Origin of the sequence: Gandjariella thermophila (assembly GCF_005405885.1) — a bacterium.
Lineage (GTDB): Bacteria > Actinomycetota > Actinomycetes > Mycobacteriales > Pseudonocardiaceae > Gandjariella > Gandjariella thermophila.
Window position 1 is genome coordinate 1 of sequence record NZ_BJFL01000050.1, and the last position, 26,946, is coordinate 26,946.

Sequence of the window (26,946 nt, forward strand, 5' to 3'; positions counted from 1 at the left end):
CAACCGCGTCGACAAGGTGGTCAAGGACAGGGCGAATCGGCGATGATGACGCGGCAGGCATGGTCCCTCGTGACGATCAAGGCGTAGGAAACCTTCATGATCATCACGAGGGCCGTGCCGCCCGCGCATCTCCACGGCGTGTCGCCACCAACATCACTGGTCACGCAGGTCTACAGACGACTTTGCCGGAGCCCTGCGGCACCACCGACGAGTAAAGATCAACCCACCGAGCAGAGGGGTCAAAATTCAGATGCCGACAAGGGGTCAAAATTCGGGCGCCGTTGACAAGAGGTGCCCGCTGACGGTCACGAGATCTGCCCGACATGACTTGTTGCTTGCCCTGTGCCTACCGGGTGCGGGGTCCCTCCTCGGGTTTGCTGAGCGGCGCCAACCGTTGTTCAGCCATCCCCGAGGAGGGATGAGTGAAGTCTGCCGAGGAGATCATGCAGATTCTGGAAGCGTATGACCTGACCGGTTCGTTGCGCGACGCGGCCGAGCTGGTGGGGTGTTCTCATCACACGGTCGCGCGCTACGTGGCCGCGCGTGAGGAGGGGCGGTTGTCGCCGGGGCGGGCGGCCCGCCGGCCGATGTTGATCGATCCGTTTCTGCCGAAGCTGGAGGAGTGGGTCGAGCGTTCCCGCGGCAAGATCCGCGCGGATGTGGCGCACGAGAAGCTGGTCGCGTTGGGTTACACCGGTTCGGAGCGCACCACCCGTCGCGCGGTGGCCGAGGTCAAGGCCGCCTTTCGTGCTGGGCGGCGTCGGGTGTTCCGGCCGTGGGTGCCGGAGCCGGGGATGTGGCTTCAGTACGACTTCGGCCAGGGGCCGGCGATCGCCGGTGCGGTGACGCACCTGTTCTGTGCGTGGCTGGCCTGGTGCCGGTTCCGGGTGGTGCTGCCGGTGTTGGATAAGACGCTGCCCACGGTGATGGCCGCGATCGACCAGACGCTGCGCGTCTTTGGTGGGGTGCCCACCTACGCACTGACCGACAACGAGAAGACCGTGACCGTGGAGCACGTGGCGGGAATCGCGGTGCGTAACCCGCGGATGCTGGAGTTCGTCCGGCACTACGGACTGACGATCGCGACGTGTGTGCCGGCAGACCCGCAATCCAAGGGCGGCAGCGAGAACGCGGTCAAGATCGCCAAGGCGGACCTGGTGCCGACCGAGGCGAACCTGCTGGCCGAATACGCCAGCTTCGCCGAACTCGAAGCGGCGTGCCGGATGTTCTGCGAGCAGGTCAATGCCCGCCCGCACCGGGTGACCCGCCGCGCCCCGGCGGAGATGCTGATCGAGGAACGCGCGCATCTGCATCCGCTCCCGTTGCATCCGTTCACGGCGGCGTTCGGGGTGACTCGCACCGTGCCGACCACCACGCCGATGGTGGCCTTTGAGGGCGGGCAGTACTCGGTGCCGCACACCCTGGCGGGGCAGACGGTGTGGGTGCGCGCGCACGGCGAGCAGATCGTCATCGTGCACGCCGGCGAGCACGGGCCGGTCGAGGTGGCCCGCCACGCCCGGACCACGCCCGGCAGCCCACGGGTGGATGACGCCCATTTCCCACCCCGACCGGCCGGGCCGCTGGCCCGCACCCCGCGGCCGGGCACGGCCGCGGAGGCGCAGTTCCTCGCCCTGGGTGAGGGGGCGGCGTTGTGGCTGGTCGAGGCGGCCGCCGCAGGCTGTTCGCGGATGCGGGCCAAGATGGCCGAAGCGGTCGAACTGGCAGCGCTGCACGATCCGGCCACCGTGGACCGGGCGCTGGGGCAGGCGGCAACCGCGGGTCGGTTCGGCCACGGTGACCTCGCCGCGATCCTCGCCCACCACGCCACCGGCACCAGCACCGCAGCGCGCCGGGCCGGTGAGGGCAACAGCCTGGCCCAGGGCACCGCCGGCTGGGCCGGGCTGGGCGAGCCGGGGGTGCACTGACCATGCGCGCCCCCTCCACTCCCCGATCGCGGCGATCATGCTGCACGGCACCGACATCGATGATCCCGACCAGCCGGTGCCCGTGGCGGCCGGGGAGCTCTTCGCCTGGGCCCGGCTTTTCGCCGAGCTGGCTGACTGGCTCGACCACGCCGCCGAGGCCACCCGGCACGACTTCGCCCGGTTCTTCGCCGGCGCACGCAGCACCCAGGCCACCGCGGTGGTCCTGGCACAGGCAAGCCAGCGCATCGCCACCCTGCTCGACGCCGAGGGAGACCGGTCATGACCACACCGAGCGGGACCACACCGAACACGCCACCGCTGGATGCCGAGCTCGAGCGGCTGCTCAAGCGGATGCGGCTGCCCTACATCCGCCGCGCCGCCCCGCAGATCCTGGCCACCACCAAGGCACAACGCTGGGACCCCGCCGAGGTGCTCAAAGCGCTTTTGGCCGAGGAGGTCGCCGGCCGCGACCGCTCCGCGCTGGCCACCCGCCGCGCTCGCGCCGCCTTCCCCACCGGCAAGACCTTCGCCGCCTGGGACCCACAACTGTCCTCCATCCCCACACCCACCCAGCAGGCGCTGCGCACCCTGGAATGGGTGCACCGCCGGGAGAACCTCGTCGTCTGCGGGCCCTCCGGCACCGGCAAGACGTTCCTGCTCGAGGCCCTCGGCCAGCAGGCCGTCGAAGCCGGGATGAACGTCGCCTGGTTCACCCTGCAATCCCTCGGCGTGCTGGTCCGCCGCCACCGCGCCGACGACACCGTCACCAAGGCCATCACCCGGATTCTGCGGGCGGACATCGTGGTGGTCGATGACATCGGGCTGCTGCCGGTAGGCGCCGACGCCGCCGAAGGCCTCTACCGCTTGGTCGACGCCGCCTACGAGAAACGCTCCATCGCAGTCAGCTCGAACCTGCACCCGGCCGGGTTCGACGAGCTGATGCCCAAAACCCTGGCCACGGCCACCGTCGACAGGCTGCTGCACCACGCTCACCTCTGCCAAACCAGCGGTGACAGCGTCCGCCTATCCCAGGCCATGGCCGGTAAAGGGGTGGTCGCCTTGAACTAACCCGCGGCCGGTCTGGTGGCCACGACTGGGCAGATCTCGTGGCCACCACCGGGCCGTTCACGACCGCCACCGGGCAGATCCCAACGTCCCTTGACAGGCACCCGCTCTGACCAGCCACGGAGGCGCCTGACCAGCACATATGCCGGCAGGGGTTTTCTGGTGTGTCCAACCTTGTCCGACCAAGTCTGGTCCGGGACGGCCGTCTGTGCCCAATACGTGCCCAAGTTTTCCCAGGTTGGCGGTGGCGCCTGAGGCACACCCCTGCCCAGCCGCCCAGCGGTGCCGCTCAGTTCACGGCTCATCCGACTCCTCGTCCAGAGACGCCGAGTCATCGGCCCCGCTGTCTTCGTCTGCGTCGTCTTCGAGGTCGGGAATCGCATACTCGGTGGCCTTCATGGCGAGGTGAAGTGGCCAGGGGAGCCGCAGGGTGGCGGTGTAGGTGTCGGAAAGGCGACGTTGTGCGTGCGCCATCGCTGCCCAGATGGTTGGGTCGTCGCCGTCCGGCAGCACAGCGACCGTCAGCTGCAGAAACTGAGGGTTGAAGGTAGGGCGCTTGGTGTCCAGCATCAACCTGCCATCGTCGTCAACGATGTGGTCGGCCCTCGTTCCCATGGGGCTGGCGTGGTTTTTCGCGCTGCCGGGCTTCTGCGCGATGCTGCCGAATACCCGGCTTGAGTTCGGGTACCGGAACAGGCCGGACGGCAGGCCGATGCGTTCCTCGTTCTGGCCGTATACCTCTGGTGTCTCGTCGCCGTCGCGGGTCCTCACCATCACGTGGCGGATCTGCGGCGCCAGGTCGTTGATCTCGGTACCGTCTATGGCGAGACGATCAATCACGGCCTTGCTGTTTTGGAGATCTTCCCAGTCCAGACGTAGGTTCTGTGTCCAGGTGAGCAACAAGGTGGGACGGTCCGGTCGCGCGGAGGTGATGACCTCATCGCGCACGAAACCGCATAGCTGGCGGGTACTGAGTTCGGGGAGTTTGAATGCCCGCCCGGTCGCCAGTTCGCGCAGGAGATCGGGATAGGGAAGCCACTCGCGGCATCCGATCGTGCGTGCCCAGACGTCCGCGCTGTCGGAGCTCGTCCAGACGGCGACAGGGAGTTGGTGGCGGCGAGCCCAGGTGTGGTCGGTGGCGTTTCGTCGCAGCATGTAGACCGCCATGGAATCCACCGGATGCGGCAGCGCGAGCTTGTTGACCTCCGCGCGCACCGGCCGAACGCTTCCCGCGAGCTGCCGTCGAAGATCGCGCCAGGATGAGGCCGCACGGTCGCCGGGCTCGTCGTTGGCTTGTTGCCGCTTCTTCCCGCCGGTGGGCGTCGCTGATGGAGTGATGAACTGGGTGAGCCTGCCTGACTCTGCGAATCCGATACGCAGAGCTGCTTTGGGGTCCGTACCGGGGGTGGCACTGAAAGCGTCCCTGTTGCGAAGCTCGACAAAGGCTACCGTGTCTTGTGTGGTGCCGAGCGTTGCGACGACCTCGTCCTTTCGTGGCCGAGCGGCACGTCGCTTGCGCATCTGGACGTCCCGGATGGAGTCATCGACCTCGAGCGGGCTGGCGAGCGCCCCGATCTTCTGCTGCCGGATTGTCACGAGAAGCGGGTCTGCACTCCAGACTGTTCCGGAATCGGAGGGGGTTCCACCGTCGGGTTCGAGACCGAGATCGTGAATCACGGCATGGGTCACCGCATCGCGTACCGGTTCGGTGTCCCAATGGATCTCCACCGTAAGCGGGCGGCCGCCGGTGGCCTTCCAGAGCCGGTCCCGGATCTCCTTTGTTGAGGGCGGCTCGATGGCGGGAAGCGTGATCGGCACTGGCTGCAGACCCGCCAGCGGCTCCATGAGGTCGGCCAGAGTGTGTTCGATCCAGGTGCGGATTCGCTCGCGGTCGCGGGCAGGTACGCCAGCTCCGACATAGTGGTCGTAGCCGGCGCGGGTTCCGTACACGATGGCGGCACCGACGTCGGGGTCGCCCGTACCGATGTACGCGAGGGGGTCGTCCGCCAGTTTGGCCGGGTCGATGGTGATGTTGTCGAAGGGGATGTTGTCGAACAAGTAGTGCAGTTCCTTGTGCCAACCCAGACCCCTCCGGTCGGCGCTGCGACGCCACCGCATGGGGGCTACGCGGAAGCTTCGTGACCGAGGCAGCCCACTGATCCAGGGCAACTTCGATAGCAGGTACACGTTTACGCTCCGTTTTCCGGTGAACGGTGGCCGTGGGCACCATCGCCGGAGTCCGATGGACGCGTGAAGCACGGGCTCGGGCTGGTAGGGCACCGTTTGTACGGTTAGTCGGACGCGGTACGAGTAGGGCCACCGGCGTCCTTGCCGGTCATTGGCTTCGAGGGGCGGCCAGCTGATCATTTCTACGCCGCGGCCGTCTTGCGTCGGGCATCGGCGGAAGCCGACGGGGAATTCGGCTGGCCGGTCGGCGCGACGGAGCAACTCAGCGGTCAGGGTCTCGGGCACGAGTGTTAGGACTGACCTGGGCAGGGAGGCAATCCGCTCGGTCGCCGCTGGCGTGTCGGCGGCGATGTCATGGCCGTTCAGCCAGCCGATCTCGGCCGCTCGCACTTGGCGCCAGTCCAGCTCCTTCTTGGGTAGTGCCGCCCATAGCTGCGCTGCTTGATCCGTGTGCTTGGGGTCGACGACGGTGCGCAGCCAGGCGTGCAGGATCGGAAACAGACCGTTGACTGGGATTGGGGAGGTGCTGTAGAGCCAGTCCCCGCTGTGCTTCCGGTTGCCGACTCCTCGATCTACGGCGGTTACGTCGGGTACGAGAGCCCGCATGGCGCGGTTCAACGGGGCGATCGGCACGGACTTCCGCCGAGCATCTGTGGACTGCAGGAGGTCCAGGATCGGGTCGATCCACGTGCGTGGAAAGGTGAGCGTCCAGAAGTTGCCGTTCAGTCGTTGTAGCCCGTCGGGCCGGAGCCGGAACGCGCTGGCCTGTAGCTCGTCATACTTGGGCATCGACAACTCCTGGGATGCGGGCGAGTGCTCGGTGGAAGGGGCCGTAGAGCGATTCTGCGAGCTCCTTCTCTCCGGGAGCACACGCAGCGGTGGCCTCGAGGTAGTGGTTGAGAGCTCGATGAATGCCGACAAGCAGGCTTGCTTCCGGGTCGGCTGTATCTGGTTCGAACTTGGCGTCGCAGAAGTGGACGCGGGCGGCGCAGCCACCGCGCACGAGCCGGCCGATGACCTGCCAGATCGTGACGAGTTGGGTCCAGGCGAGGGCGGGCCGGTCGGTTGTGGGATCGAGTGATCCGTACACCAGTGGCGCGGTCAGCATCTTCTGCCAGCGGTCGTATCCCTTGCGGCGTAGCGATCGGGCGAGGCTGGAAAGGTCGTGGCCGTCGAGCGTGTGCCGTCGGGTTCGAAGTTCTGCGATGCGTTCGATGGCCCATCTGTTCATGGACTGCACCGGATAACTGATGTCGTCGGGACGTGGATGCGGTCGGATCAGGAAGTAGGCGGCTCCGATCGCTGCCTCCCCAGCGGTGTTCAGGATGTTGTGTCCCCGTTCGATCGCAAGCAGCGGTGCCACGAGGAATGTGGCGTCGGTGGATGCCAGGCGCGATACCTCGCCTCGTCGCAGCGTCGGAGTCCAGTAGCTGGTGAACTCCGTTTCGTCGGCGACCAGGTGAAGGATGCGCTCGCGCCAATCTCCGCGGATCTCCATCAGGTCCTCCGCGACATCCCGGGCTTCGGCGTAACTGCCGACCAGGAGCAGGATGCGACGCCGATCGGGGTCCAGTTGAGCCAGTTCGGACTCCAGGCGGCTCGGATGCGCGGGGCGTTGCTGCGTAGCAAGTGCGCGCAGGATGGCTCGGAGAGCGTGGCGTCGACGTTCTCCTTGCTGTCCGGATACGGCGATGGGGTTGCCCCGTTCATCGCGTATCACGTTCAGGAAGAAGCGGCTCTTGTCGACGGCTCGGAGTTCCTTGGGCGGAGCCTTGAGGATTGCACCGACGGGAATCTGGACGTCATACCGGGGGGAGGTCCCTGCCCAACTGGTGCCCGACATCAACAACACGGACGGTCCGTTGATGGCGTCGGGCGTGAACAGCTGGTGGAGGTTGAGCATGATCCAGCGGCCGACTCCCGCACAACGGAAGAATCGAAGCCTGCCCATCCGGTCGCGTTGATCTGACTCCTCGCGGTACTGGTAGCCCAGGACGGCGCCCATGGGCGGGGCAGGCACGACGGGTGTGTAGTCCTCGGGAGGGCGTTGGAACATCAGCCCGCTGGCGGCATCGAGGTTCAGCGGCGCCTCGACTGCTCGCCATCCGCGGATCAGCGAGTTGAGGGTGTTTGACAGCACGGCCAGCAGCAGCGTGAACTCCAGCCGCAGCGCGAGTTCGGCAAGCTCTTCCCCAGAGAACTCTTGCGGGAGTTCGGCGCTCTCCAGCCAGCTGGTCGCCAGGCGGGTGCATTGGTCCTCGTCGGCGAGGTTCAGCAGTGCGCGCGTGAGGGCGACGAGTTGGCCGGCCAGCGGCGACTCTGCGCGCTCCCTTCTACCGAGGGGGTCGAGCAGGAACTGGTCGAACGCGCCACGGATCTTTGTGTAGGATTCATCGGCGGGTTCGGGTGCTTCGACACCCGCCCATTGTCTAACCAGCTTGTCGGCCAGTGTCCACTCGGTGAAGCAGTCCCTGCCAATCCAGTTGACCATGGTGCTGCCGCCGCGGGGCAGCGGGTTTCGGCGCAGCAGCGCGTAGAGGCGATTCGCTGTCGTGCGCGCGGTGTTGACCCTGGTGCTCCATTCCCGCACGGGACGCGAGTCGAACTGGGCGCGACCGCGGCCGCGTAGCTCCCGCTCGGTGTGGTCCATGAGCGCTTCGAGCCATGCCTCGTCATCGTGGCCGATGAGGGTTTGGCCCGGGCTGAACATCGCGTCCAGCTGGGCCTGCACCTGGTCGGCCTCATCGATGATGACAAGATCGCTGCGGCGCCAGACGAGTTCGAGGTAACGCAGCTGCTCGGGATTCAGTTCCTGCGGCACACGGCTGTACACCAGGCTTGCCGGAGTCGCGACCCATACCGACGCGGTGACGCACTCGCGGGCGTTCGTGTGTCGCTGACATTTCACCCAAAGGGGGCAGCCAAACCGCTCCTCGGAGCCGTTCTCGCTGAGCTTGGTCAACCGTTCGCGGCAAGGCGCGTCGCGGAAGTCCCACGGTGTGGTGGTGGGCCGCAGCGCGTCCAGGGCGCACGCCGTGGACAGCAGGTCGTGTGCGGGTTCGAAGCCGGTCAGCGCAGATCCATTGCGCACTGTGGCCGCATGCACTTGATGCAAGCGGTTGATGTGGCGCTGCTGAGTGGATGCCCCCACGATCGGAGCCGCCGAGACGCCGACCGCGCGCAACCATGTCACCGCGCGCAGGGACGACAACACGTCGCCCAGCACCAGGGTCACGTGAAGGCGGCGCCGGACGGCGCAGACCGCCAGCAACATCATCAGAGTGCTCTTGCCGGCGCCGACCATGCCGATGAGGTGCAGGATTCCGGCGATCGACAACCGGTCGGCGTCAGCGAACTCGTCGCCTTCGCGCACGCGCAGGCGCAGGCCGGTAAACCGGCGTGCCCACTGGCCTCGATCCCGTTGCGGGATCCTTGCGACTTCCTCCTGGCGATCTAGAAATGCTGCGGTTTCCGCTAGTTCGGTCCAGGTAAACGTCAGGTGATCCCGGTCGCCGTGAGTGGTCAGCTCGTGCGCTTCGGGATTCGGAAAGGATGTGAGTTCTCGCGGTATGGTGATCGAGACGGGTCGACCTCGTGCTGTTGTCGTGTACGTGCCTGCCGCCGCTCGTTTCACGGATCGACGCGCCAGGGCGGGCGGAACGGCGAGGGTGCGCTCGTAGGTCTCGAAACGGGTGGGCGCGATGGTCACATCCCGCTGGTGCGCTCGGCCTGCCGCGTCGATGACGTAGCCACGGATATCCTCGGCCACCTCGCGATAGGCAGTGATCGCGGTGTGCCAGTCTCGCCGTGTCCGAAGCGGCCCGAGCAGGTGCCGCGCTATGGCGATGCTGTCACGCACCGCTTGGTCCACCTCGACGCCCAGCGCTTCGAGGAACGGATATCCGGACAGCAGCTCGTGGGCGGAGGCCACCGGTTCGTTCGGACAGATTCGAAGCAGCAGCGCGACCCCGAGTTCGACGTCGAGGAACGTTCCAGGCTCAATGCCATGTTTCTCGGCGTCCCAGACGGGTCGGAGTTTGGTCATCAGCGTTGCTCGCCACGCAGTTCTGTTACGCATCGTTGCCCGCTCGCTGTCGCACTTTCCTCACAAGACCACGCTCGGATATCACCTGCACGCCGGTTCCACGAAGTACCCCGCGCGACCGGGCGCGCAGTGTCGTCAGGTAGCCGGGAGCCGCGGCGACCGCGTCGCGCGCGGGCACATAGAATGCCTGCTCCCACTGAGGGTCGCGCGGGATCGGGCCCAACCGTTGCGCGAGTCGCACCGGGTTGGACCAGTCCTTCACGTCGACCGCCCAAACCTCACCATTCGTGAAGGTGATCTTCAGATCGTACGCGTCAAAGTTCGGCCAGAGGTCCACGGTGACACCGCATTTCGACAGGTCCTCAGCCAGCCGCAGTTCCGCGCGGCCAGGGGACGACACAAACGTTCTGACTGGTCCGGCAATCCAGCGGACACCTTGCACAATCGGGAGGCTGCGTCCTTGCCTCGGCGGTCCCAGCCGAGGGCAGCGGTCATCGAGACATATTGGGCCATCCGGAGCATTTACCAGGAGGTTCTTGCAGTCCGCACACTGAAGTACGTGATCTCCGAGGTAGCATTCGAGCGGAGCTGGCAGATAGCATCGCTTGACCGGCTCGGAGAGGATCGTCAGGTCAGGGTCCATCAGGTTCTCGTGCAGCTCGAATTCGGTCAGTACCGGTTCACTGATCACGAGCCGGCGGAAGGCGACATAGGATTGCGGCTTTCCTGCGGCCCGGCAGATCCGTCGCACGTCGGCGATCACGGCATTCTCGAACAACTCACCCTCGACGTCATCCGACGGCAACGCCCACTCGTGGCACGCGCGAGTCGGCATACCGAGATCGACGAGGACGTCACCAGCGACGTCCTCGCCTCCAAGGCGAACGGGCCACGACCCCAGCGGCTCCTCGCACCAACGCAGCAGCTCGGCCAAACCCGCTGGCGGGGAGACGTCCTCCTGCAGGCAGCGCAAGGTCAGCCGGTCCAACGCTCGCTGCAACGCAGGCGGATACGGAACCCGCAGTGCTGCTCCCGTCGACACCTCATCATGCGCCGCGACGATGCCCGAGGCGAGGAGGAACAGGATGCGCTGATCGTCATCACCCGCCGTCATGGCCCCCTCCTTCGTCCGTGATGCGTTCATAAATCGAGTCCTCGGCGCGGCGCATCTCGCGTTCGACGGCTTCGGTGAGGTTCGGGTTGTCGATGCGCACACCGAACTCGACGTTGCCGTACTCGGCGCTCCAGGAGAAGTTGGCGCTGGTAACGAGCAGAAAGCGGTGGTCGATGGCGAGGAACTTGGCATGGTTGCGGACCGGCGCCCCGTCGAACTCGACGGTCCGCAGCACCACCGCTGGTTTTAGGTGGGCGGCTACCTCGGCGGTCGTCGGGGACCACGGCTTGGGGTTCTCGTCGGCGGCGCGGGTGTCGAGGTAGATCCGCACGCTGAGCTCCGGCCGTTGTGCCGCCGCCTGCAGGGCGGTCCAGAGTGCCGAGGACTTCTGGAAGTTGAAGGTCGAGCAGGTGATGGACTGCCGCGCGCCGTCGATGAGATGGGCTACCGAGCTGGTCAGCGGCCCGCTCGTCGCCAGGTGGCCTGGCATGGTCCATATTGGGCTGATCGACGTCGTGACGGACCGAGCCCCCTCCACCGCCCGGAGCAGCGCGATGGCGCAGGAACGTGCTCCGGTAGCCGCGCCGGCCAGCAGCGCTCGTACATCGGCGCGGCGGGATTGCGGTACGGCGCGCAGCGCGGCGGTGAGCGTGTCGCCGTCGGCTAAGCGGTCGGCGATCGCCTTGGCCTCGCTGCCGGTCAGCAGCAGGCCGATCCGCCGTGCGGCTACGGGATCAATCGATGCGTCCGAAGAAACCAACGTCGCTCCCGGGCAGGTCGACGAGAAACCGCCGGTCGAGGAAGCGGTTGGCTCGTTCGCAAGACGTCTCCGATGCCATCACGCAGCAGTGGCAGGCCGCGCCGTGGAGGAAGTCCTCTGGGTCCTGCGGTGTACGCATGGCGCAGATCGGATCGGAAGGGCAGCGCGTCGCGCGGCGCAGTGCGAACGTCACCACGCGCTCGAGGCGATCGGGATCGCTCTGCTGGACAAGGCCACCCAGGGTGCCGTCACTGTCGGACGCGGTGGTGCAGATCAGCAGCCCGGCAGATGCTGGACGTCCTTCGGCCTCTCGCCACCCGTAGAGACGTTCGCTGAGGCTGGCTGCATTGTAACCGCAGGTCAGGGCAAGCTCGCGGATCAGAACGTGAGCGAGCGTGTGGATCAGCCAGTAGCGCGGTGGCCGCAGCCGCGTGTCCGGGTCGGCATCCTCGGCCGTCTCGGAGAACCGCCGCATGAAGTTGCGCTTGTGCGCCGCACGGTGAGCAGCCCAGAGCGGATGTTCCTGCACCCGCGATTCCCACGCGGTGACCGCATCCTCGTCGAGTTGCAGGAAGATGCCTTCGCCGCGATCCTCGGTGGCTACCGTCCACTGTGGTCGCGGATTGCGGGACAGCGGGACCAGCCGGCTCTTGAGGTCGCCGACGCGGTCCATGTCGTCGATCCTGGTGAATCCGATGAGCGCGTTGACCTTGCGCAGCGCCTCGACGGCCAAGACCCTCGTGATCGGCTTGGGCAGCTCCGCGCCGAGGTCGCGCCTGGAGAGTACGAGTCCACTGGCCTCGTCTTCCTGGTGATCGCCGAGCGGATCACGCTGCAGGTAACGCCACTCGGGAACCAGCAGGTCGACCGGGTCCCAGTCCCGCACCCACTGCTCGTACTGCTCGGGCGACGCGTCCGGTTGCTGCGCCTCGGCGACCGCGGCGGCCAGCTCCGCGTCGGACAGAGCGTCGACGTCGACGTCCTTGGCCGCCAGGAAGCCGCGAAGCTTCGCAAGGTCGTTCTGGTACTGCTCAAGCTTCTCGCCAAGCGCGATGCGGATCCGGTAGGCGATGTCGCTTGCCTTCTCCTCCGGGGACTCCGGCATGACAATGACGGACTGGGTCGCCGGGAACCACAGGTTCGATGCACCGATGAGCATGAGACGCGTGTCGTTGCCACATCCTCCCGGCTCGAAAGCGTCCAGGTGCGGGTGCCGGCCGCGGCACTTGGGGAGCTTGCTCCTACCGGCCTCACCCTGCGCCTCGTTCATTCCCCGACGTTGACCGCACGATTCGCACTGGATGACGGCGGAGGCGCCCTTGCCGGCCGTCCGGTCAATCATCTTCAGGGTGGGGAACTCTGCCTCGGTGCAGCGCGTGCCGCGGTGGACCCACAGGTCGTAGGGGAACTCGTCCAGATGGCCTTTCACGCAGGCCAGCAGGTAGCGTGCGGGCACGGCAGGACGGCGGATGGCCTTCCGGGACCCGCCTTTCCGGCCGGTGCAGCGGACATGCTCGAAGCACGCGAGATCCGGTCGGTAAGGGTGAGTGTTGGTGTAGCCGAACTGGGCGAGACTGCCGAGCATGTCGCAGCCGCTACAGCGCAACCATTGCGGGAAGACCCTGGCGGGCACGCCAAGGTCGTCGCCCTCAGTGGATATGCTGATCTTCTTCGACCGGCGCGGGAACGGCCGCAGCTGGACGTCCCGCGAGCGAAGGAGCTTGCGGACGGCGTCCCGCAGCCGCGGCGCATGGATCTCGGGAACACTGTCACGGCGCCGCCAGATGCGGTCCCACTCGTCCAGGCCGCACGGCATGATCGTGAACTGCGGCAAGTCCATGACCGAGCCGGGTCCGTAGGTGTACAGCAGGGACGACGGGCGGCCGGACCCTACCTTGGCGCGGTTGTACTTGGTTCCCTTGGACGCCTCCTTCTCGGCGTCACCGAGCGGATCGACGGCATTGGTGGCGTCGTAGGAGAAGCGGCTCTCGGCGAGGGGGCCGGCAGTCATGATTCCTCCGCTGCTTCGGGCAGCTCCCACTGCGGCGTTCCCGGCGGCGCTATGTAGACCAGCCGTTCCGGGATCGGGCTAACCAGGAGATTGATCTCCGGCTGCACCTCGCGCATCGAGTTCGCGACGACGAAAGGCGCGGTGTCCTTGCTGTCTGCGACGCCTTGCGCGTTCTCCGCGCTGATCACGAGCGGCCCCTGCTTGCCTGGGTCGGTGACGCGCTCGTACACCAGGGACCTGTACAGCCTGGCCAGGTGCTTGCGCCGGTTGATCCACTGATCAAGCCGGTTGTCCAGCCGCTGCTTCGCCCGCTCGGCCGCTTCCTCGCCGGACGCACGCCGCATCCTGGCGACCAGCACGTCGATGAGCCGCGCGGCGAAATCACGCTCGTCCTCGATCCGGCCCGCACCACGCTCCGGCGACAACCCGGACGGCTTCGTCGCCTGCAAGACGCGGGCGGCGCTGACCAGCACGCCGTCGAGACCGCGTTCCAGCGACGTCACCGAGTACGGTGTCACCGACAACGCCTCGACCTGCGCGTAGAAGGTCTCGTGGTAGTGGCGAAACTGCTCGAAGTGCGCGAGATCGCGCGGACGCGCCCAGTTGCCCAACGTGACCACCAGCCCCGGCCGGCTCGGATCCCGACCGACGCGGGAGGACGCCTGGATGTACTCGGCAGTGTTCTTCGGCTGCCCGACCACAAGCATCAGCCCAAGCCGCGTCACGTCGACACCGACCTGCAGCATCGAGGTCGCGAGGATTGCATCGAATGGGTGCACCTCGCGCCCGTTGCGGGGGCGCTTGCCGGCCGCGACCTGTGCGAGCCGGTCCCGCCGCGCAGCGGTGGAATCGATGTCGGGATCGAACGGAACCGCCATCTGATCCAAGGTCGCGGTGATGTCGGCACTGGCCACGCGCGAGGTGAGCTCGGCGACGTGCAGCGCCCCGAAATTGGTTCCGTATCTCCTCGGTAGTTTCGACCAGGGCCGGCCCTTGGCCAGGGCAGTCTGCACGTCGTCACTGAGGTAGCGGGCCATGCCGGCCAGCTCGCGCGTCGCGCTGAAATACCCCACCAGTGACAGGTAGGGGTCGGCGGCTTTGCCGGAGGTGTCGAGCATGAGCTGGCCCGCGGCCATCAGGATCTCGGCGATCCGGATCTCCGCCGTGGTCAGGCGCACTCCGCTGGTGCTGACACCGACGTAGCGGCGACCCGGATTCTCGTCGGAGACCGGGATCTCCTTGGAGAAGAACGTCCGTCCGGCATCGAGCACCTGCGGCGGGAAGATCGTGACATCCCGCCCATAGAGGGCTTTGACCTGGTCAGGTGCGTTGCGTGCGGTCGCCGTCGAGGCGACCAGCAGCGGCCGGACGGGCTGGCCGTCGGCGGTCCGCCAGCTGCACATGACGTCGATCGCGGCTTCGAACAGCCCGACAGTGGTGCCGAGCGCCCCGGTGATCAGATGCAGCTCGTCCTGAATGATCAGGTCCGGGGGCCGCAACCGGGTGGCGGCATGGACGGCCGCGGCAGGCAGACCGTCCTTGCTGGTCGGATGCTTGCTGCCGTCTTTGATCTCGCAGTGCTTGTAGTCCGGGTGGACGTAGCCGTGCCGGTCGCAACGCCTGGACACGTAGCCAAACAGAGAAGCAGCCTCCCCTTCCCGTGCCAGCCGCGCGAACTTGTCGACGGTCGCGATGACGAACGCCGGCGCGAGCCGGTAGATCTCCTCGTCGACGGTAAGGACGGGCAGGCCCTCGGGGACCGCGCCGCCTTCCGCGAACGGGCAATCGGCGAGGTCGTCGCCGCAGTAGACGTACACCCGCCGCAATGTGTTGTGTCCGCGGACATCACGCGGACTGATCTTGCTGCCGCACCAAGGGCAGCGCTGGATCTGCAGCACGGTCAGCCGGTAGCCACGCCCTTCATTGACCTTCTCCAGCTGCGCGCGGGCCTCCTCGTACCGCTTCGGGCTGACGTCGGTACCCACCCACAACCCGATCCGGAACGGCTCCTCGCCCCACGTGGCCGGATCCTTGGCGCGCTCGAGCTCGGCCGCGCATACCAGAGCGGTGGCACGCTGGAACTGCTGGGCGGTCAGCAGCCGCAGGGTGTAGCGCATCAGCACCGCCACCCCGGAACCGCCGTCGAGCGGGCCGTCCGGTGTGTCGACGATGCCCTGCCGTCGCCGCACGGCGAAGGTGTACGCGGCCAGGCCGAGGTAGGCCTCGGTCTTGCCACCACCGGTGGGGAAGAACAGTGACTGCGCCTTGGCCAGCTCCCCGGACCGCCGCGGGGCGGCGGGATCGCTGAGCATCGGCAGCTGCATGACGATGAAGGCGAGCTGGAACGTGCGCCACGAATGCGCCCGCTCCTTGTTCTCCTCCAGCACCGCGGCTCGCGCTTGCGCGATCCCGATCGTGGGGCGCCGCGCGCGGTACTCCGCCACCTGGGTCTGGATGCGCTGCTCAGCCATCACCCGGTTCATAAACTGGAAGCAGCGCAACGCCTCCGGGTCGGTGAGCAGGTACTCCAGCCCGTCGCCCAGCTGTTCGGCCACCCGGCGCGCCTCGGCGACCGCCTCGTGCGCCTCGTCCCGCAGGTGCTCAGGCAGCTCGGCGGCACGCCGATCCTCGCCGTCGAGCCAGTCGGCGTAACCCCGGACGATCGGTTCCAACCCCGCCCGCAGTTCCTCAGGCGTGGCCGTCGCCAGCTTCGTCATGTCGAGCAGCGCTGATTGGATCTCTTCCGCCTGGGTCTGCGGGGTCTCGCACGTCGGCAGCCACGTGGTCCACACCTTGCTGGCCCGGCGAGCACCCTCGGCCACGTCCCAGTCGACCGAGCAGGTACGGCCCACGGCGAACTCCAGCCGGTCGCGATACTGCAGGTTCAGCCTGCGCAGCTCGTCGTCGGTCTCGTACCTGGTATCGGTGAGGGCGTCGGTCACCGGCAGGAACACCTCGGCCCCGCCCGCGGTCACGGTCAGCTTGGTCTGGAACATCCAGGCATCGACCGGGATTTTGCGCGGCGTCTCCCGGTCGTTACACAACGCCACCTCGATCAGCCGGCGGCCGTGCCGGGCGTCGTCGTAGCGGTCGACCCGCAGCGTCACGTCGTCCTTGAGCACGTACTCCTTGGTCTCGCCGGGCTGGACGTCGGCGATCCTGATGGTCGTGGCGACCTCGAACGGTATGCGCTGGTAACGTCGCAGCCGCGACCCGTCCGCGTCATCGTCCTTGACCGGGCGATACGTCCCCCAGGACGACACCACGGTCAGCTCCTCCAGGTCAGCCGGGACCTGGCAGCGCAACCCCATCGAGGCGGGAATCATCAGCCCACGCTTCTGCGGCTGATCCTCGATAGAGTCCTCATCAGACCCCGCGCTGCTGTCATCGACCGCCGTGACCGGCACCCCGCGACCCTCATCGGCATCGATCGCGTCGCCGACATCGGTAACCGGATCATCGGTGTCCGCATCGCGCGGGTCCTCGCGATCACGAGTCAGCCGCGTCGGGGCGATCCGCCCGATCAGGTACGCGGCATCTGGCGAGCCATCGAGGATCTCCTCCGGACCACCGCCCGGGCCGAGCAGCTCCCGCTCCAGGATGTCGACCATGTTCTCCCGCACCGTCCACGAACGACCGTCAGGCTCATGCTTGAGGCGGTACTCGACGTGGTCACCCTCCGGTGCGCCGTCCTCCGCGGCCGGAGCCTTCGCGGGTCTCGTGCGTGGCGTGGTCATTCGTCCTCGCCCTCGATCTCATCGGCCTCATCCGGTGGCGGCGCCTCACCCTGCAAGGCCGCGCGCCGGTGGTTCTCCTTCAGCAACCGATCCAGAATCTCCACACGCGCCGCCGGGCTCACCGTCCACCGCCGCATCTGCCGATAGGTGTGGAAGCCGTGCTCCAACGGCACATCGCTCCAGCCGTAGGCATCCATCACGGCCTCGTCGAGCTCGACGTGGATCTGCCGCATCCGAGCAATGTCCGCGTCGGCCGAGTCAGCGATGTCCGGATCGTTGACCAGGTTGTACAGCTTCGTCAGCCCAAGGTTGCGACGAAGCATGATCTCTCGGCGCTCCCAGTCGAGGGACTTTCCGATCTCCGCAAGACGGTCGGTCGGCTGAGGACGAGGGAAAGTATCGAAGACATCAGATGGGGTGTACCGAGGGTCGTTGCGCATTCCGGACCCGTATTTAATCGCCCACATCTGATGCATGCTCGACGACAGGACTGCTTGGTCAGCAAACGAGCCAGTCGCGAAGACACCAAGCATATGGCTAAAGACCTGACCTGTCGGCACGCGCATCGGCATCACTGTCTTGCTGACTAGCGCCATCACGAGAACGTCGTTCAGACCAGCAATCGCCCTCCGCATGTTAAGCCCAGGCGCCTCGTACGACCACCAGCGCTCCTGCAATCGCGGCTTGTTGACCAGCAACTTCCTTGCTGGAAGAACCCTGTCAAGAACCCATCTATAGGCGGCGCCATAGCGCTTGATTTCTGTTTCACTCAGACCTGTGAAGTCGACAATCCAGCGTGACGCATCGCACTGAGGCCGCTGATTGAGGTCCTCGCCGCCCAAGTACGGCCGAAGCACGTCGTCGAGCGTTGGGTCGTCGACGAGGAGGCGACGCGCGTGTTCGGGATGCATCGTGAACTCGTCCACGCAGTTGACGTTCGAGCCAATGAAGGCTATTCCACGGTTCTCAGCCAGCTTCGTTTGGCGACCCTCCACCCGACCAGCTGGCTCCAACAGCGTTGTAATGCCACGCACAGCGACTTCATCAGCGATGCGCTCGGCGTTCTCAGCAACCCGACCACGCGTGCCCCACACGGCGGCGTATTCCAAGTTTGCGCTGGCGGATGGCCACGACCGGCTCTGGATCGACCGCATGATGGTGAACCCGCCAGCATCCATCTGGTCGAGGCCGACCTCTCGGGTGTCGCCTTGGGCAACTGTTTTTGTCGCGATCATTCCAAGGTTGCCGTGGCTGGAAAGGAGGGAGGTGGCGCGCAGGAAGAAATAGGCGACAATGTCGGCGTTACCTTTGGAACCTCCAGCCAGGATGTTCACCAACCACTCACGAACGTTGGACCCGGTGGCGTTCGAAACCTTCTTGCCACCCAAGAACGGCGGATTGCCAATCACGGCGTCGAAGCCGCCGTGTTCGATGACGTCGGGGACGGCGAGGATCCAGTGCAGGGGCTTCCAGCGGTCGTAGTCGGTCGGGACGGTTGGGGTGAGTCCGGCGGCGAGGATCTGGTCGAGCATGGTTCGGTCGGGCTGCTCACCTTCGGGTGGGTAGGCATTGCCGACGGCGATGCGGAGGTTGTCGTAGGCCTCGTTGAGGGCGCGGCCGGGTTTGCCGCCGAGGCGAAGACCGGCTGCGATGACGCCGTCGGCGATGTCGGTGAGCTGGCGGGTCAGCTTCTGATAGTCGCGCCACTGCCGACGCTTGGTCGCAGCGGAGCGTTGCGGGTCGTCGTTGTTGACTTCGGAGGCGAGGCTGCGGCGCAGGTTGGCGGCGCGCCTGAGCACGCCGTCGACGTCGAGGTGGCGGACGATCTGATCGCCGTCGCCGATGTCGAAGAGGTACTGGGTGGTGGCCTGGCTTGGGTCGATGTGCAGGGCTTCAAGCTGTTTGGCGTCGGTGAGGCCGAGCAGCGAGTTGCCGTGCAAGATCTTGTCGTCGACGAAGGAGAACGGCAGCTTCGGGTCGAGCGAGACCAGCCACAGCGAAAGCTTGCACATCTCGACGGCCATCGCGTTGATGTCGGCACCGTAGAGGCAGCTGGCGACGACCTTGCGAATCGCGCGGATCTTGAGGTCGGCCGGGGTTCCGATAGCGACGCCCTCGATATGCCACGCCTCGATAAGGCGCTCCGCGAGGTAGCGGGCGGCAGCGACGAGGAAGGCGCCGGAGCCGCAGGCGATGTCGGCGACCTTGAGGTCGAGGATCTGGTCCGACCGCAGCAGCCGCCAGGACGATTCGTCGGGTGTGTCGTACGGACCGGGGCTGTACACCAGCGGCTGGAGCGCGTAGCGCACGACCTCCTCGGCCAGCGAGCGCGGCGTGTAGTGCGCGCCCGCAGTGGCCCGCGAGGGTGTCTCGACGACGAGGACACCGCCGGGCTGGACCACGAGGGGCCGGTTGCGCAGGTCGCGGCGGATGATCCCGATGAACGGCCGCAGCCGGTCGCGGAGCGCAGGATCGGTGGTGACCGCGCGGAGTGCGCGCTCGGCGTCCTCGACCTCGCTGCTGGTTCTGATGGCCTTGGCGAGGGCGGCCTTGGTGGGCGGTTTGGCGGCCGGCTGGGTCTCTTTGACCGACGCGAGGATGGCCTCCGCGAGCGCCGAATCGCCGCGGTGGCGACCGGCGAGCTGCTCCAGGTCGGCGAGGGTCATCTCGGGTTCCTGGCCGCTGGTGCCGATAAGGCCGAGGGTGACCTCGTCGACCTCGATGGTGGTGTAGCCGAGCAGGCCTTCGTAGATGTAGCCGATCTGCTCGACGTCGATGTCGCGGAAGGAGATGCGGCGGGCCGGTTCGCCCTTGAGCTGGGCGACCTGCACGGAGCGCAGGACCTCGAGCATGACCAGGTCGCTGACCGTGATGGTGAGCGTGCCGCGTTCATTGCGGGCGGTGAGGAAGCCGAACCGCTCGGGGTCGAACAGGGAGCCGCCGTAGGACGGAAGCCGCAGGTCCTCGAACGATGCGCCGCTGTACAGGGCGTGGGAGGTGGCCAGCAGCCGGTGCCAGGTGAGGTAGGTGGCGTCCAGCGCTTCCGATCCCTCGTCTCGCAGCCGGCGGTCCAGGACGTCGAGGCGGTCGGCGATGCCGTATCCCATGGCGAAGAGCTGGTTCTCCGGCAGCAGGCCGCGTTCCTCGGCGAAGAGCAGGAACACCACGCGCATCATGACCGTGACGGCGGCTTCGTACACCTCGGAGCGGTCCTCGGGGAGTGGGTCGGGCTCCCTGCGGCGCACGGCGTCGAGGGCCGCTTCGGACAGTGCTTGGACGAGGAGTTCGGCGGCGCGCCGCACCTGGACGCCGAGGGCTTCGGTGATCTCTTCCGCCTCGGCGACCGAGCGGCCGAAGATCTCGGTCAGCCGGTCCTCGGGGTTGCCGCCGACGAGCCTGCGGCGGTGCAGCAGCTCGACGAATGCGTTGAGGACGCCGCGTTCCTCGATCCAGGTCTGGGCGTCAACGATGCCGGAGGCGACCATGGTCTCCTTGCGGGCGCTGACGATGGCCCACCAGCGGCCGTCGGTGACGACCCCGATCGGAATTCCGCTGTGCCGAAGGAGTTCCTCCATGCGGTCGATGGGACTGCTGGCCCAGCCGTCGTCGAGGGGATCCCGCAGTGAGTCGACGGGGTCGACGACCAGGACCAGGGCGCCGACGGTGTCGCCGTGCAGCAGCGCGCCGGTGGGGTGCACGGTGACGGCCCGGTTCGGGGAGGTGACGCCATCGGCGACGGTCGCGAGTGCCGGGGCGGTGAGGTCGGTGGTGTAGCTGTCGCCCCAGCCGATCACCTCGCGCAGCACGACGTCGATCCAGGCGTCGCGTTCGGATCGGTAGAAGTCCAGCGCTGCCTGGTTGTCGCGCTCGCCGCGTTCCTTATCCCAGGATTCCCAGGCCTTCTCGAACGCGGGCTTCGCCTCCTTGAGGGTCGCCAGCGCGTCGGCGGGGATCTGGGGCATGCCTTGCGGCCAGACCCGCTTCAGTGCGGGGACGGCGAGGAACGGCCCGTCGGTGTCGACCAGTTCGAGCCAGGCGCGGTGCGCCTCGCCCGCGGACGAGGCGCGGGTACGTCGGCGGGTCATGATTGCAGCGCCCCCTTCTGCGCGTCCGCTGGGGTAAGCGCGAAAACCACGGCGGCGGCCGATACGTGCGGTTTGATGTCGGTGTAGCGCTCTCGGATGGCGGCGATCTCTCGTTGCTCTTCCTCGTCGAGGCTGGCGAGGCGATCCTCCATCGCTTGCAGGTCGTGCCTGCGTTGCCGCTGCTGGTCGTCGGTGAAGAGCATCTCCTCGTGCTCGCGGATCGCGCGGGCGAGCCGGTCGCGGGACTCGCGCAGGTTCACCCGGAAGGCACCGAAGATCTCCCGGGCGCGGGCGACATCGGCCTCTTCGCGCGCCTGAAGCGCTTCGGTGACACGCTCCTGGCGGGACTGTGCCTTGCGTTCCATCGCCGCCAGCAACCGGGAGCGCAGGCGGGAACCATCGGCGACCCACATCCGGGCCAGTGCGGCACGCACGTCTTCGTCAGCGACGGTGAGCCGTTCGGCGTCGAGAGCGTCGTCCAAGACCTGTTCGACCTTGGTTTCGGCCATCGCCTGACCCCGGATGCGGATGCCGGTGAGGAAGACCTCCTCGTGCAGGCGCAGGCCCCCGCGGCCGACGAGCACCAGGCGGGAGACCGCGGCGACGCAGGACTGCGGCAGGTCGTCGACCACGACCGCGGTGACCCGGTTGACCGGTGAATCCGCGCTGAACAGCTTGCTGCGCAGGATGCGTGCGGACCGCTGCAGGAGGGCGTGTCCGAGGTGGACGTGAACGAGATCGGTGCGTCCCTGGGCGGCCTTGTCGTCGAACGTGATTGGCCGCCACACACCCTGGTTCAGGCGGGTATCGAGACCATGCAAGGCGTGCTGCCATGCCGAACCGAGTGCCGGGACTCGGTAGACCGGCGCATCGACGTCCTGGGCCAACGAGCAGTCCTCGACCAGGGGTGGCTGCGCGGTCAGGGTGAGTGCGGTGTCGATGACGCGCCGAGCGTTGGCCGGAGTCAGATGCATCTCGATCTTGCGCGTGTCGTAGGTGCGAGACAGTTCGGTGAGCTGCCGGTTCAGCTCCATACCTCCGGCCAGCGCGCGGTTGATGATTGCGTTGCCGTCCTCCGGCACGGTTGCCTTGGCCTTGCGGCCGGCGCGGGTGGGGCTGAAGTGCTGCTGGATCTCGGCGTCGACGACCTGGTTGACCGAGCCGAGGTCCTGGGCGACGGTACCGACCTTTTCGGCGATGCGGCGCATGAAGTCGAGGTTCGCGGCGTAGGTCGCCGACTTCGAGTCAGGTGAGAAGTGGTAGATCTCCGGGGGATGCGGCTGGCCGTACCGGTCGATGCGCCCGATCCGCTGCTCCAGCCGGGATGGGTTGAACGGGACGTCGAAGTTCACCAACCGGTGGCAGTAGCGCTGCAGGTCGATGCCCTCGCCGGCGGAGTCGGTGGCGAGCAGCACGCGCACCTTCTCCTTGCTCGGATGCTCGGTGAACCGCGCCCGGATATCCTCGCGCTCCTCCAGCGGTGTCGAGCCCTGGATGCTGGCCAACACGTCGCCGTAACCGCGGGCGGTTAGCACCCGCTCGATCCAGTCCAGCGTCGCGGCATACTCGGTGAACACCACGACCCGCTCATTGGTCCACGTCGTGCCGTCCGGGCGGCAGATCCCGTCCAAGAACGTGATCAGGGCCTGCAGCCGACTGTCGGGCCGGTGCTCGAATAGACGGCCCCACTCGATGAGCGTGCTGATCTCCCCGGACGTGGCGGCGACCAGCGGGTCCGATCCCTTGCTCCGGCGCAGGGCGACGAACTCGGGATGCTCGGCGTCGCCCTCCTCCTCGTCGGACTGCTGGCTGCCGAGGACCTCCTGGTAGTACTCGTCCTCGTCATCGAGCGTAGGCAGGCGGCCGGTCGCGGCAGCGTGCTCGTATAGCTCCATCGTGCCGGCGAACGACCACGGGCTGGACAGGAACCGCTTCTTCAGCAGCATCGCCACGATGTCGCCCGAGCGGCCCTTGCCATTGGCGCGGGCGCTGTCGGTGAGGATGCGGTCGAGCAGTTCGAAGTGCCTCTGCTCATCGTCGTTCGGGGTGAATGGGATCGTCTTGAGCTGGCGCGGTTGGAAGCCTTCGTCTTTCAGTTCGGTCTTGAGCCGGCGAACTGCTACCTCGCGCAGCGCCCGCTCGTCGAGCAAGGCGCCGCGGCTGAACCGGCGGTTGTCGATCATCTCCAGCAAGGCGGTGAACGACTCGGAGTAGCCGTTGTGCGGAGTCGCGGACAGAAACAGCCGGTGCTCGCACTTCTCCGCCAACGCGCGGGTCGCCACCGTGCGCTGACTGTCGACGGCGTAGCCGCGACGGCCGGCAGCCGCCGTGGGGTTCGAGGGCGCCACATGGTGGGCCTCGTCCACGATGAGCAGGTCGAAGGCGAAGCGCCGCGCGGTGTTCGCGTGCCGGACGTCGGCGTACACCTCGCGCAGGAGCCTTTGCGCGCGCAGGCTGGGCAGCCACGACATGCTCACGATGACACGTTGGAACAGGCGAAACGGGTTGGCGTTCAGGCCATGGCTGCGGCGCACCTGGGCCATCAGGTCGGAGTCGACTATCTGGAACTCCAACCCGAACTTCTCGCGCATCTCGTCCTGCCACTTCAACCGCAGGCTGGGCGGACACACAATGATCACCGACCGGGCGCGATGCCGCAGCAACAGCTCCTGCACGACCAAGCCGGCCTCGATCGTCTTCCCCAAGCCCACGTCGTCGGCGAGCAGGAGGTTCGTCCGAGCGGACTGCAACGCTCGCCGCAGCGGCTCCAGCTGGTAGGGCTTGATGTCCGCGCCGCTGCGAAAGGGCGCCTGGTACGAGTTGGTGTCGGCCGACGTCACCGCACCCCAGCGAACCGCATCGACGAACGCAGCGAGGGTGTTCGGATCGTCGAAGCCATCGGCGGTGACGAGTTCGGGGAGGCCCTGGTCTGGTTCGATCGTATGCCCGACTTCCAGCTCCCACACCACGGCGAGCTCTTCGCCGAGGCGATCCTCCTCAAGTGACTGGAGGCTCACGACGTGGGTCAGGGCCGCAGTGCCCTCATCGGCGGGGCTACGCGGCAACCCCTGCTGGCGGACGTCCGCGACCGCCCAAGACGAGCCGCGCACGTTCACTACCTGGCCCGGGTCCGGCACCGGTGGCAGACCGTTGGTCGTGGCCACCGCTTCCTGCGGCGCGGCTGTCATCTGGACCGTCTCCCCTGTTCCATGCCGTGTAAGTCGTCCGTCAGCCCCGAACCGCTACGCGTACACTTCGTCACATGTCGTGGCCGCGATTACGCCAACGGTGACCATAGTGAACCGGCTTTGCGATTTTCGCAAGTCCCTGGCTAGGATGTCGGAGTGTCCACGATCCCTGACCGCGTTCAGGAGATGATCCGGGCGTCGGGCCTGAGTCAGCGCGCGTTCGCGCAGCGGATCGGGCTCGACGACTCCAAGTTGTCGAAGTCGCTGAGCGGGGCCCGACGCTTCTCCTCCCTCGACCTGGCACGCATCGCCGAACTGTGCGCGGTGACGGTCGACTGGCTGGTCACAGGAGAGGAGCCGCCGCTCGCGTTGGCCGCCCGCACCACCGGCGGGAGCGCGGGCGACGCGATCACGGCCGCGAAGCGGTTTTGCACGCTGCGGTCAGACATCGCCGAGCTGGGGTATCGCCAGCCCTGGCAGCCGGTGGACCCCCCGCTGGCCACCGGAACCTACGCCATGCAGGGACGGCAGCTCGCGGCCGTGGCGACCGCGCGCGTCACCGAGGCAGGTGGATCGGTCCGTGAACCCCGGTTGCCCGATGTGGTCGAGGCCGCGTTCGGTGCCGACGTCGCCGTTGTCGATCTCGGGCCCGACTTCGATGGGGTCGCGACGTCCACGGATGACGCCAAACTCATCGTCCTGGCCACCACGCACATTCCGTACCGGCAACGCTTCACCCTGGCACACGAGCTGGGCCACCTACTCGCCGGCGACGACCAGGGCCTCCATCTCGACGAGGACGTGTTCGACCCGACGCAGGCCAAGGATCCGAGCGAGGCACGGGCCAACGCCTTCGCCAGCGCGTTCCTCATGCCAGAAAGCATCCTGCGCGACGCCGTCGGCACGACGGGGCTCACCGAGAACGCCTTCGCCTCACTGGCCGTCGACCTGATGGTGTCGCCCTCGGCGTTGGCATACCGGCTGCAAAGCCTCCGGCTCATCGACGCCGGGACCTGCGACCGCTTCAAGACCATCTCCGGAGCCAAGGCGGCGAGCATGGCCGGACGAAGTGCCGAGTTCGCGCTACGCGTCACCGAAGCCAAGACACCGCGGCCACCTGGCCTGCTCGTCCGCGATACCTACGCCGCCTACGAGGCGGGCGCCGCGACCCTTCGCCCCTATGCCGACCTCATCGGCGTCGACGTGGACGAACTTCGCAACTCCTTGAACGCCAGCACCGAAGGCACCGACGCCCCGTGACTGTGTTCCTCTTCCCCGACAACACCGCGCTGTGCAACTTCGCGGCCGTGGATCACCTCGACCTCCTCCGGTCCGCGCTGAACCACCGGGGTCGTTGGACCGCCGCGGTGGCGTACGAAGCGGAGCGATCGGCGCGCTTACTGGCGCCATTGAGGAAGGTCACCGAGGACGGCTGGATGGGACAGCCGATCGAAATCACCGACCCGACCGAGATCCAGCGAGTCCACCGCATCCGCCGCGTCGTCTTCGGCGGCACCGACGACCAGCCCCTGAAGCACCTCGGCGAGGCCGAAACCTGCTTCCTACTCCTTCACCGGCCCGAGTTCACCGGCTCCTGGTGGATCTCCGACGACCGCGAGGCCCTGCGATACGCCCGACATCAGGGCATCGTGACCCGGGAAACGATCGACCTGATAAGCGTCGCTGTCATCAACGGCGATGTGTCCTCGCAGGAGGCGTTCGACCTCATGCAACGCATGGTTGACCAGGGGCGGCATCTGCGACTTCCCGCATCGCCGGCAGAACTCCAGAGGTGACCAACCGGGCGAGGTAAGTGCCAGGGCGGGTCCCGCCATCGGCAAGCCTCACACCAGCGAATGCACTGCCACCGCCGGAGACCCAAACGGGCAGCAGACGTTCTGCGCAAGCCCCATGGAAGATCGTACGCATCGCTCAGGCCACCACCAGCGCTGCAGATCTCGATTGATGCCGACTCCGGACGACGCGGGCCAACGCACGGGCACGCTGCGACCCGATCCGGGGTTCACGCCGCCGCGTCTCCGCCGAGATCGGTCGCCGGTGCTTGTCCAGTGCTCCGCATCCAAGCTGCACGCATTGACCACCAACGGGTCCTCATCCTCGGCACCAGCGCACACCGCGCGCAGCGGCCGAGCATGGCCGTATGCAAGCTCAGCCCGTGGTGATCTGGCGGTGCGCTGGCCTTCGGCCTGGTGCACGTCCCGGTGCGCATCTACGTCGCCACCGAAGCTCAGGACATCCCTGCGCAGCTCGTGCACCGCAATGGCCAGCGCACCGCAAGACGCCTCGTCACTTCGAACGTGCTCGAAGTGGCCGCCGCACTCAGCGGCGGTACCCGAGTGCGCTCAGATCAAGTGCTCGATCGTGACACTGTCCCAGCGCTGGACGAGGTACTCCGCCACCAGCCGGCGGTGGCAGTGGTGCGGCCTGTCCTCGCTGCAGAGCAGGACTGCGTTGTCGAGCAGTTCCCGCGGGACGCCGTTCTCGATGCCCCGACGCCCCATCAGTTCCAGGAACCGCTCTTCGTACGTCGCCCAACTCACCCCCCGCTTCTTGTAGTCGTCGAGCATAGGCTGCGTCGGCGCCAGATCAGGCCGGTGGGTGTAGGCCATACCCAGGGCTCCGGCAAAGTCGTCTGTAGACCTGCGTGACCAGTGATGTTGGTGGCGACACGCCGTGGAGATGCGCGGGCGGCACGGCCCTCGTGATGATCATGAAGGTTTCCTACGCCTTGATCGTCACGAGGGACCATGCCTGCCGCGTCATCATCGCCGATTCGCCCTGTCCTTGACCACCTTGTCGACGCGGTTG

At 67.0% G+C, this 26,946-nt stretch carries 14 protein-coding genes; 5 read left to right on the forward strand and 9 right to left on the reverse strand.

Features of this window, described 5'->3' with window-relative positions; translation table 11 throughout:
• The first annotated feature begins 422 nt into the window (after window positions 1-422).
• The 3 genes from istA to istB are packed head-to-tail and all read left to right on the forward strand — an operon-like array spanning window position 423 to window position 2,993.
• Window positions 423-1,925, forward strand: a complete 1,503-nt coding sequence (istA, locus tag FFT21_RS26060; protein WP_137816570.1) for an IS21 family transposase — start codon at window positions 423-425, stop codon at window positions 1,923-1,925.
• Between the two features lie 37 nt (window positions 1,926-1,962).
• Window positions 1,963-2,208, forward strand: coding sequence for a hypothetical protein (locus FFT21_RS26065; protein WP_137816571.1), 246 nt, complete (start codon window positions 1,963-1,965; stop codon window positions 2,206-2,208).
• Complete coding sequence (gene istB / locus FFT21_RS26070; RefSeq protein ID WP_137816572.1) at window positions 2,205-2,993, forward strand: IS21-like element helper ATPase IstB; 789 nt, start codon at window positions 2,205-2,207, stop codon at window positions 2,991-2,993. The genes FFT21_RS26065 and istB overlap by 4 nt, the downstream gene beginning before the upstream one ends.
• A 291-nt stretch (window positions 2,994-3,284) precedes the next feature.
• Here the strand turns inward: istB and FFT21_RS26075 are convergent, their stop codons facing one another.
• From FFT21_RS26075 to drmD, 8 genes are read right to left on the reverse strand one after another with little or no spacing between them, the layout of a single operon-like run.
• Window positions 3,285-5,966 carry a pPIWI_RE module domain-containing protein gene (locus tag FFT21_RS26075; protein WP_137816573.1) on the reverse strand — a complete coding sequence of 894 codons (2,682 nt, stop codon included), beginning with the start codon at window positions 5,964-5,966 and terminating at the stop codon, window positions 3,285-3,287.
• Window positions 5,953-9,222: a pPIWI_RE_Z domain-containing protein gene (locus tag FFT21_RS26080; protein WP_137816574.1), complete on the reverse strand. Its 3,270-nt coding sequence runs from the start codon at window positions 9,220-9,222 to the stop codon at window positions 5,953-5,955. Before FFT21_RS26080 ends, FFT21_RS26075 begins: the two co-directional genes overlap by 14 nt.
• A gap of 25 nt (window positions 9,223-9,247) precedes the next feature.
• Window positions 9,248-10,336: a pPIWI_RE_Y domain-containing protein gene (locus FFT21_RS26085; RefSeq protein ID WP_137816575.1), complete on the reverse strand. Its 1,089-nt coding sequence runs from the start codon at window positions 10,334-10,336 to the stop codon at window positions 9,248-9,250.
• Window positions 10,323-11,096 (reverse strand): DISARM system phospholipase D-like protein DrmC, encoded by a 774-nt coding sequence (gene drmC, locus FFT21_RS26090; protein WP_192909755.1) that lies wholly within the window; start codon window positions 11,094-11,096, stop codon window positions 10,323-10,325. The genes FFT21_RS26085 and drmC overlap by 14 nt, the downstream gene beginning before the upstream one ends.
• Window positions 11,071-13,107 carry an MrfA Zn-binding domain-containing protein gene (gene drmB, locus FFT21_RS26095; RefSeq protein ID WP_137816576.1) on the reverse strand — a complete coding sequence of 679 codons (2,037 nt, stop codon included), beginning with the start codon at window positions 13,105-13,107 and terminating at the stop codon, window positions 11,071-11,073. The genes drmC and drmB overlap by 26 nt, the downstream gene beginning before the upstream one ends.
• Window positions 13,104-16,844, reverse strand: coding sequence for a DISARM system helicase DrmA (gene drmA, locus FFT21_RS26100; RefSeq protein WP_137816577.1), 3,741 nt, complete (start codon window positions 16,842-16,844; stop codon window positions 13,104-13,106). Before drmA ends, drmB begins: the two co-directional genes overlap by 4 nt.
• Window positions 16,841-20,929, reverse strand: coding sequence for an Eco57I restriction-modification methylase domain-containing protein (locus FFT21_RS26105; RefSeq protein WP_137816578.1), 4,089 nt, complete (start codon window positions 20,927-20,929; stop codon window positions 16,841-16,843). The genes drmA and FFT21_RS26105 overlap by 4 nt, the downstream gene beginning before the upstream one ends.
• Complete coding sequence (gene drmD / locus FFT21_RS26110) at window positions 20,926-24,117, reverse strand: DISARM system SNF2-like helicase DrmD (protein WP_137816579.1); 3,192 nt, start codon at window positions 24,115-24,117, stop codon at window positions 20,926-20,928. The genes FFT21_RS26105 and drmD overlap by 4 nt, the downstream gene beginning before the upstream one ends.
• Before the next feature lie 156 nt (window positions 24,118-24,273).
• Between drmD and FFT21_RS26115 the strand changes: the two genes are divergently transcribed.
• Both FFT21_RS26115 and FFT21_RS26120 read left to right on the forward strand, forming a co-directional pair.
• The gene (locus tag FFT21_RS26115; protein ID WP_225978775.1) at window positions 24,274-25,377 is read left to right on the forward strand and encodes a helix-turn-helix domain-containing protein; all 1,104 of its coding nucleotides are present in this window, start codon (window positions 24,274-24,276) and stop codon (window positions 25,375-25,377) included.
• A complete protein-coding gene (locus FFT21_RS26120; RefSeq protein ID WP_192909756.1) occupies window positions 25,374-25,913 on the forward strand; it encodes a PIN domain-containing protein in 540 nt (179 codons plus the stop codon). Before FFT21_RS26115 ends, FFT21_RS26120 begins: the two co-directional genes overlap by 4 nt.
• A gap of 567 nt (window positions 25,914-26,480) precedes the next feature.
• Here FFT21_RS26120 and FFT21_RS26125 read toward each other — a convergent pair.
• A complete protein-coding gene (locus FFT21_RS26125) occupies window positions 26,481-26,819 on the reverse strand; it encodes a DUF488 domain-containing protein (RefSeq protein WP_137816580.1) in 339 nt (112 codons plus the stop codon).
• Between the last annotated feature and the right edge of the window lie 127 nt (window positions 26,820-26,946).

Excerpts from the sequence above, each read along its gene's own strand:
- FFT21_RS26065 (WP_137816571.1), top strand. The coding sequence starts at position 1,963 with ATGCTGCACGGCACCGACATCGATGATCCCGACCAGCCGGTGCCCGTG.
- istB (WP_137816572.1), top strand. The coding sequence starts at position 2,205 with ATGACCACACCGAGCGGGACCACACCGAACACGCCACCGCTGGATGCC.
- FFT21_RS26075 (WP_137816573.1), bottom strand. The coding sequence starts at position 5,966 with ATGCCCAAGTATGACGAGCTACAGGCCAGCGCGTTCCGGCTCCGGCCC.
- FFT21_RS26080 (WP_137816574.1), bottom strand. The coding sequence starts at position 9,222 with ATGACCAAACTCCGACCCGTCTGGGACGCCGAGAAACATGGCATTGAG.
- FFT21_RS26085 (WP_137816575.1), bottom strand. The coding sequence starts at position 10,336 with ATGACGGCGGGTGATGACGATCAGCGCATCCTGTTCCTCCTCGCCTCG.
- drmB (WP_137816576.1), bottom strand. The coding sequence starts at position 13,107 with ATGACTGCCGGCCCCCTCGCCGAGAGCCGCTTCTCCTACGACGCCACC.
- drmA (WP_137816577.1), bottom strand. The coding sequence starts at position 16,844 with ATGACCACGCCACGCACGAGACCCGCGAAGGCTCCGGCCGCGGAGGAC.
- FFT21_RS26105 (WP_137816578.1), bottom strand. The coding sequence starts at position 20,929 with ATGACCCGCCGACGTACCCGCGCCTCGTCCGCGGGCGAGGCGCACCGC.
- drmD (WP_137816579.1), bottom strand. The coding sequence starts at position 24,117 with ATGACAGCCGCGCCGCAGGAAGCGGTGGCCACGACCAACGGTCTGCCA.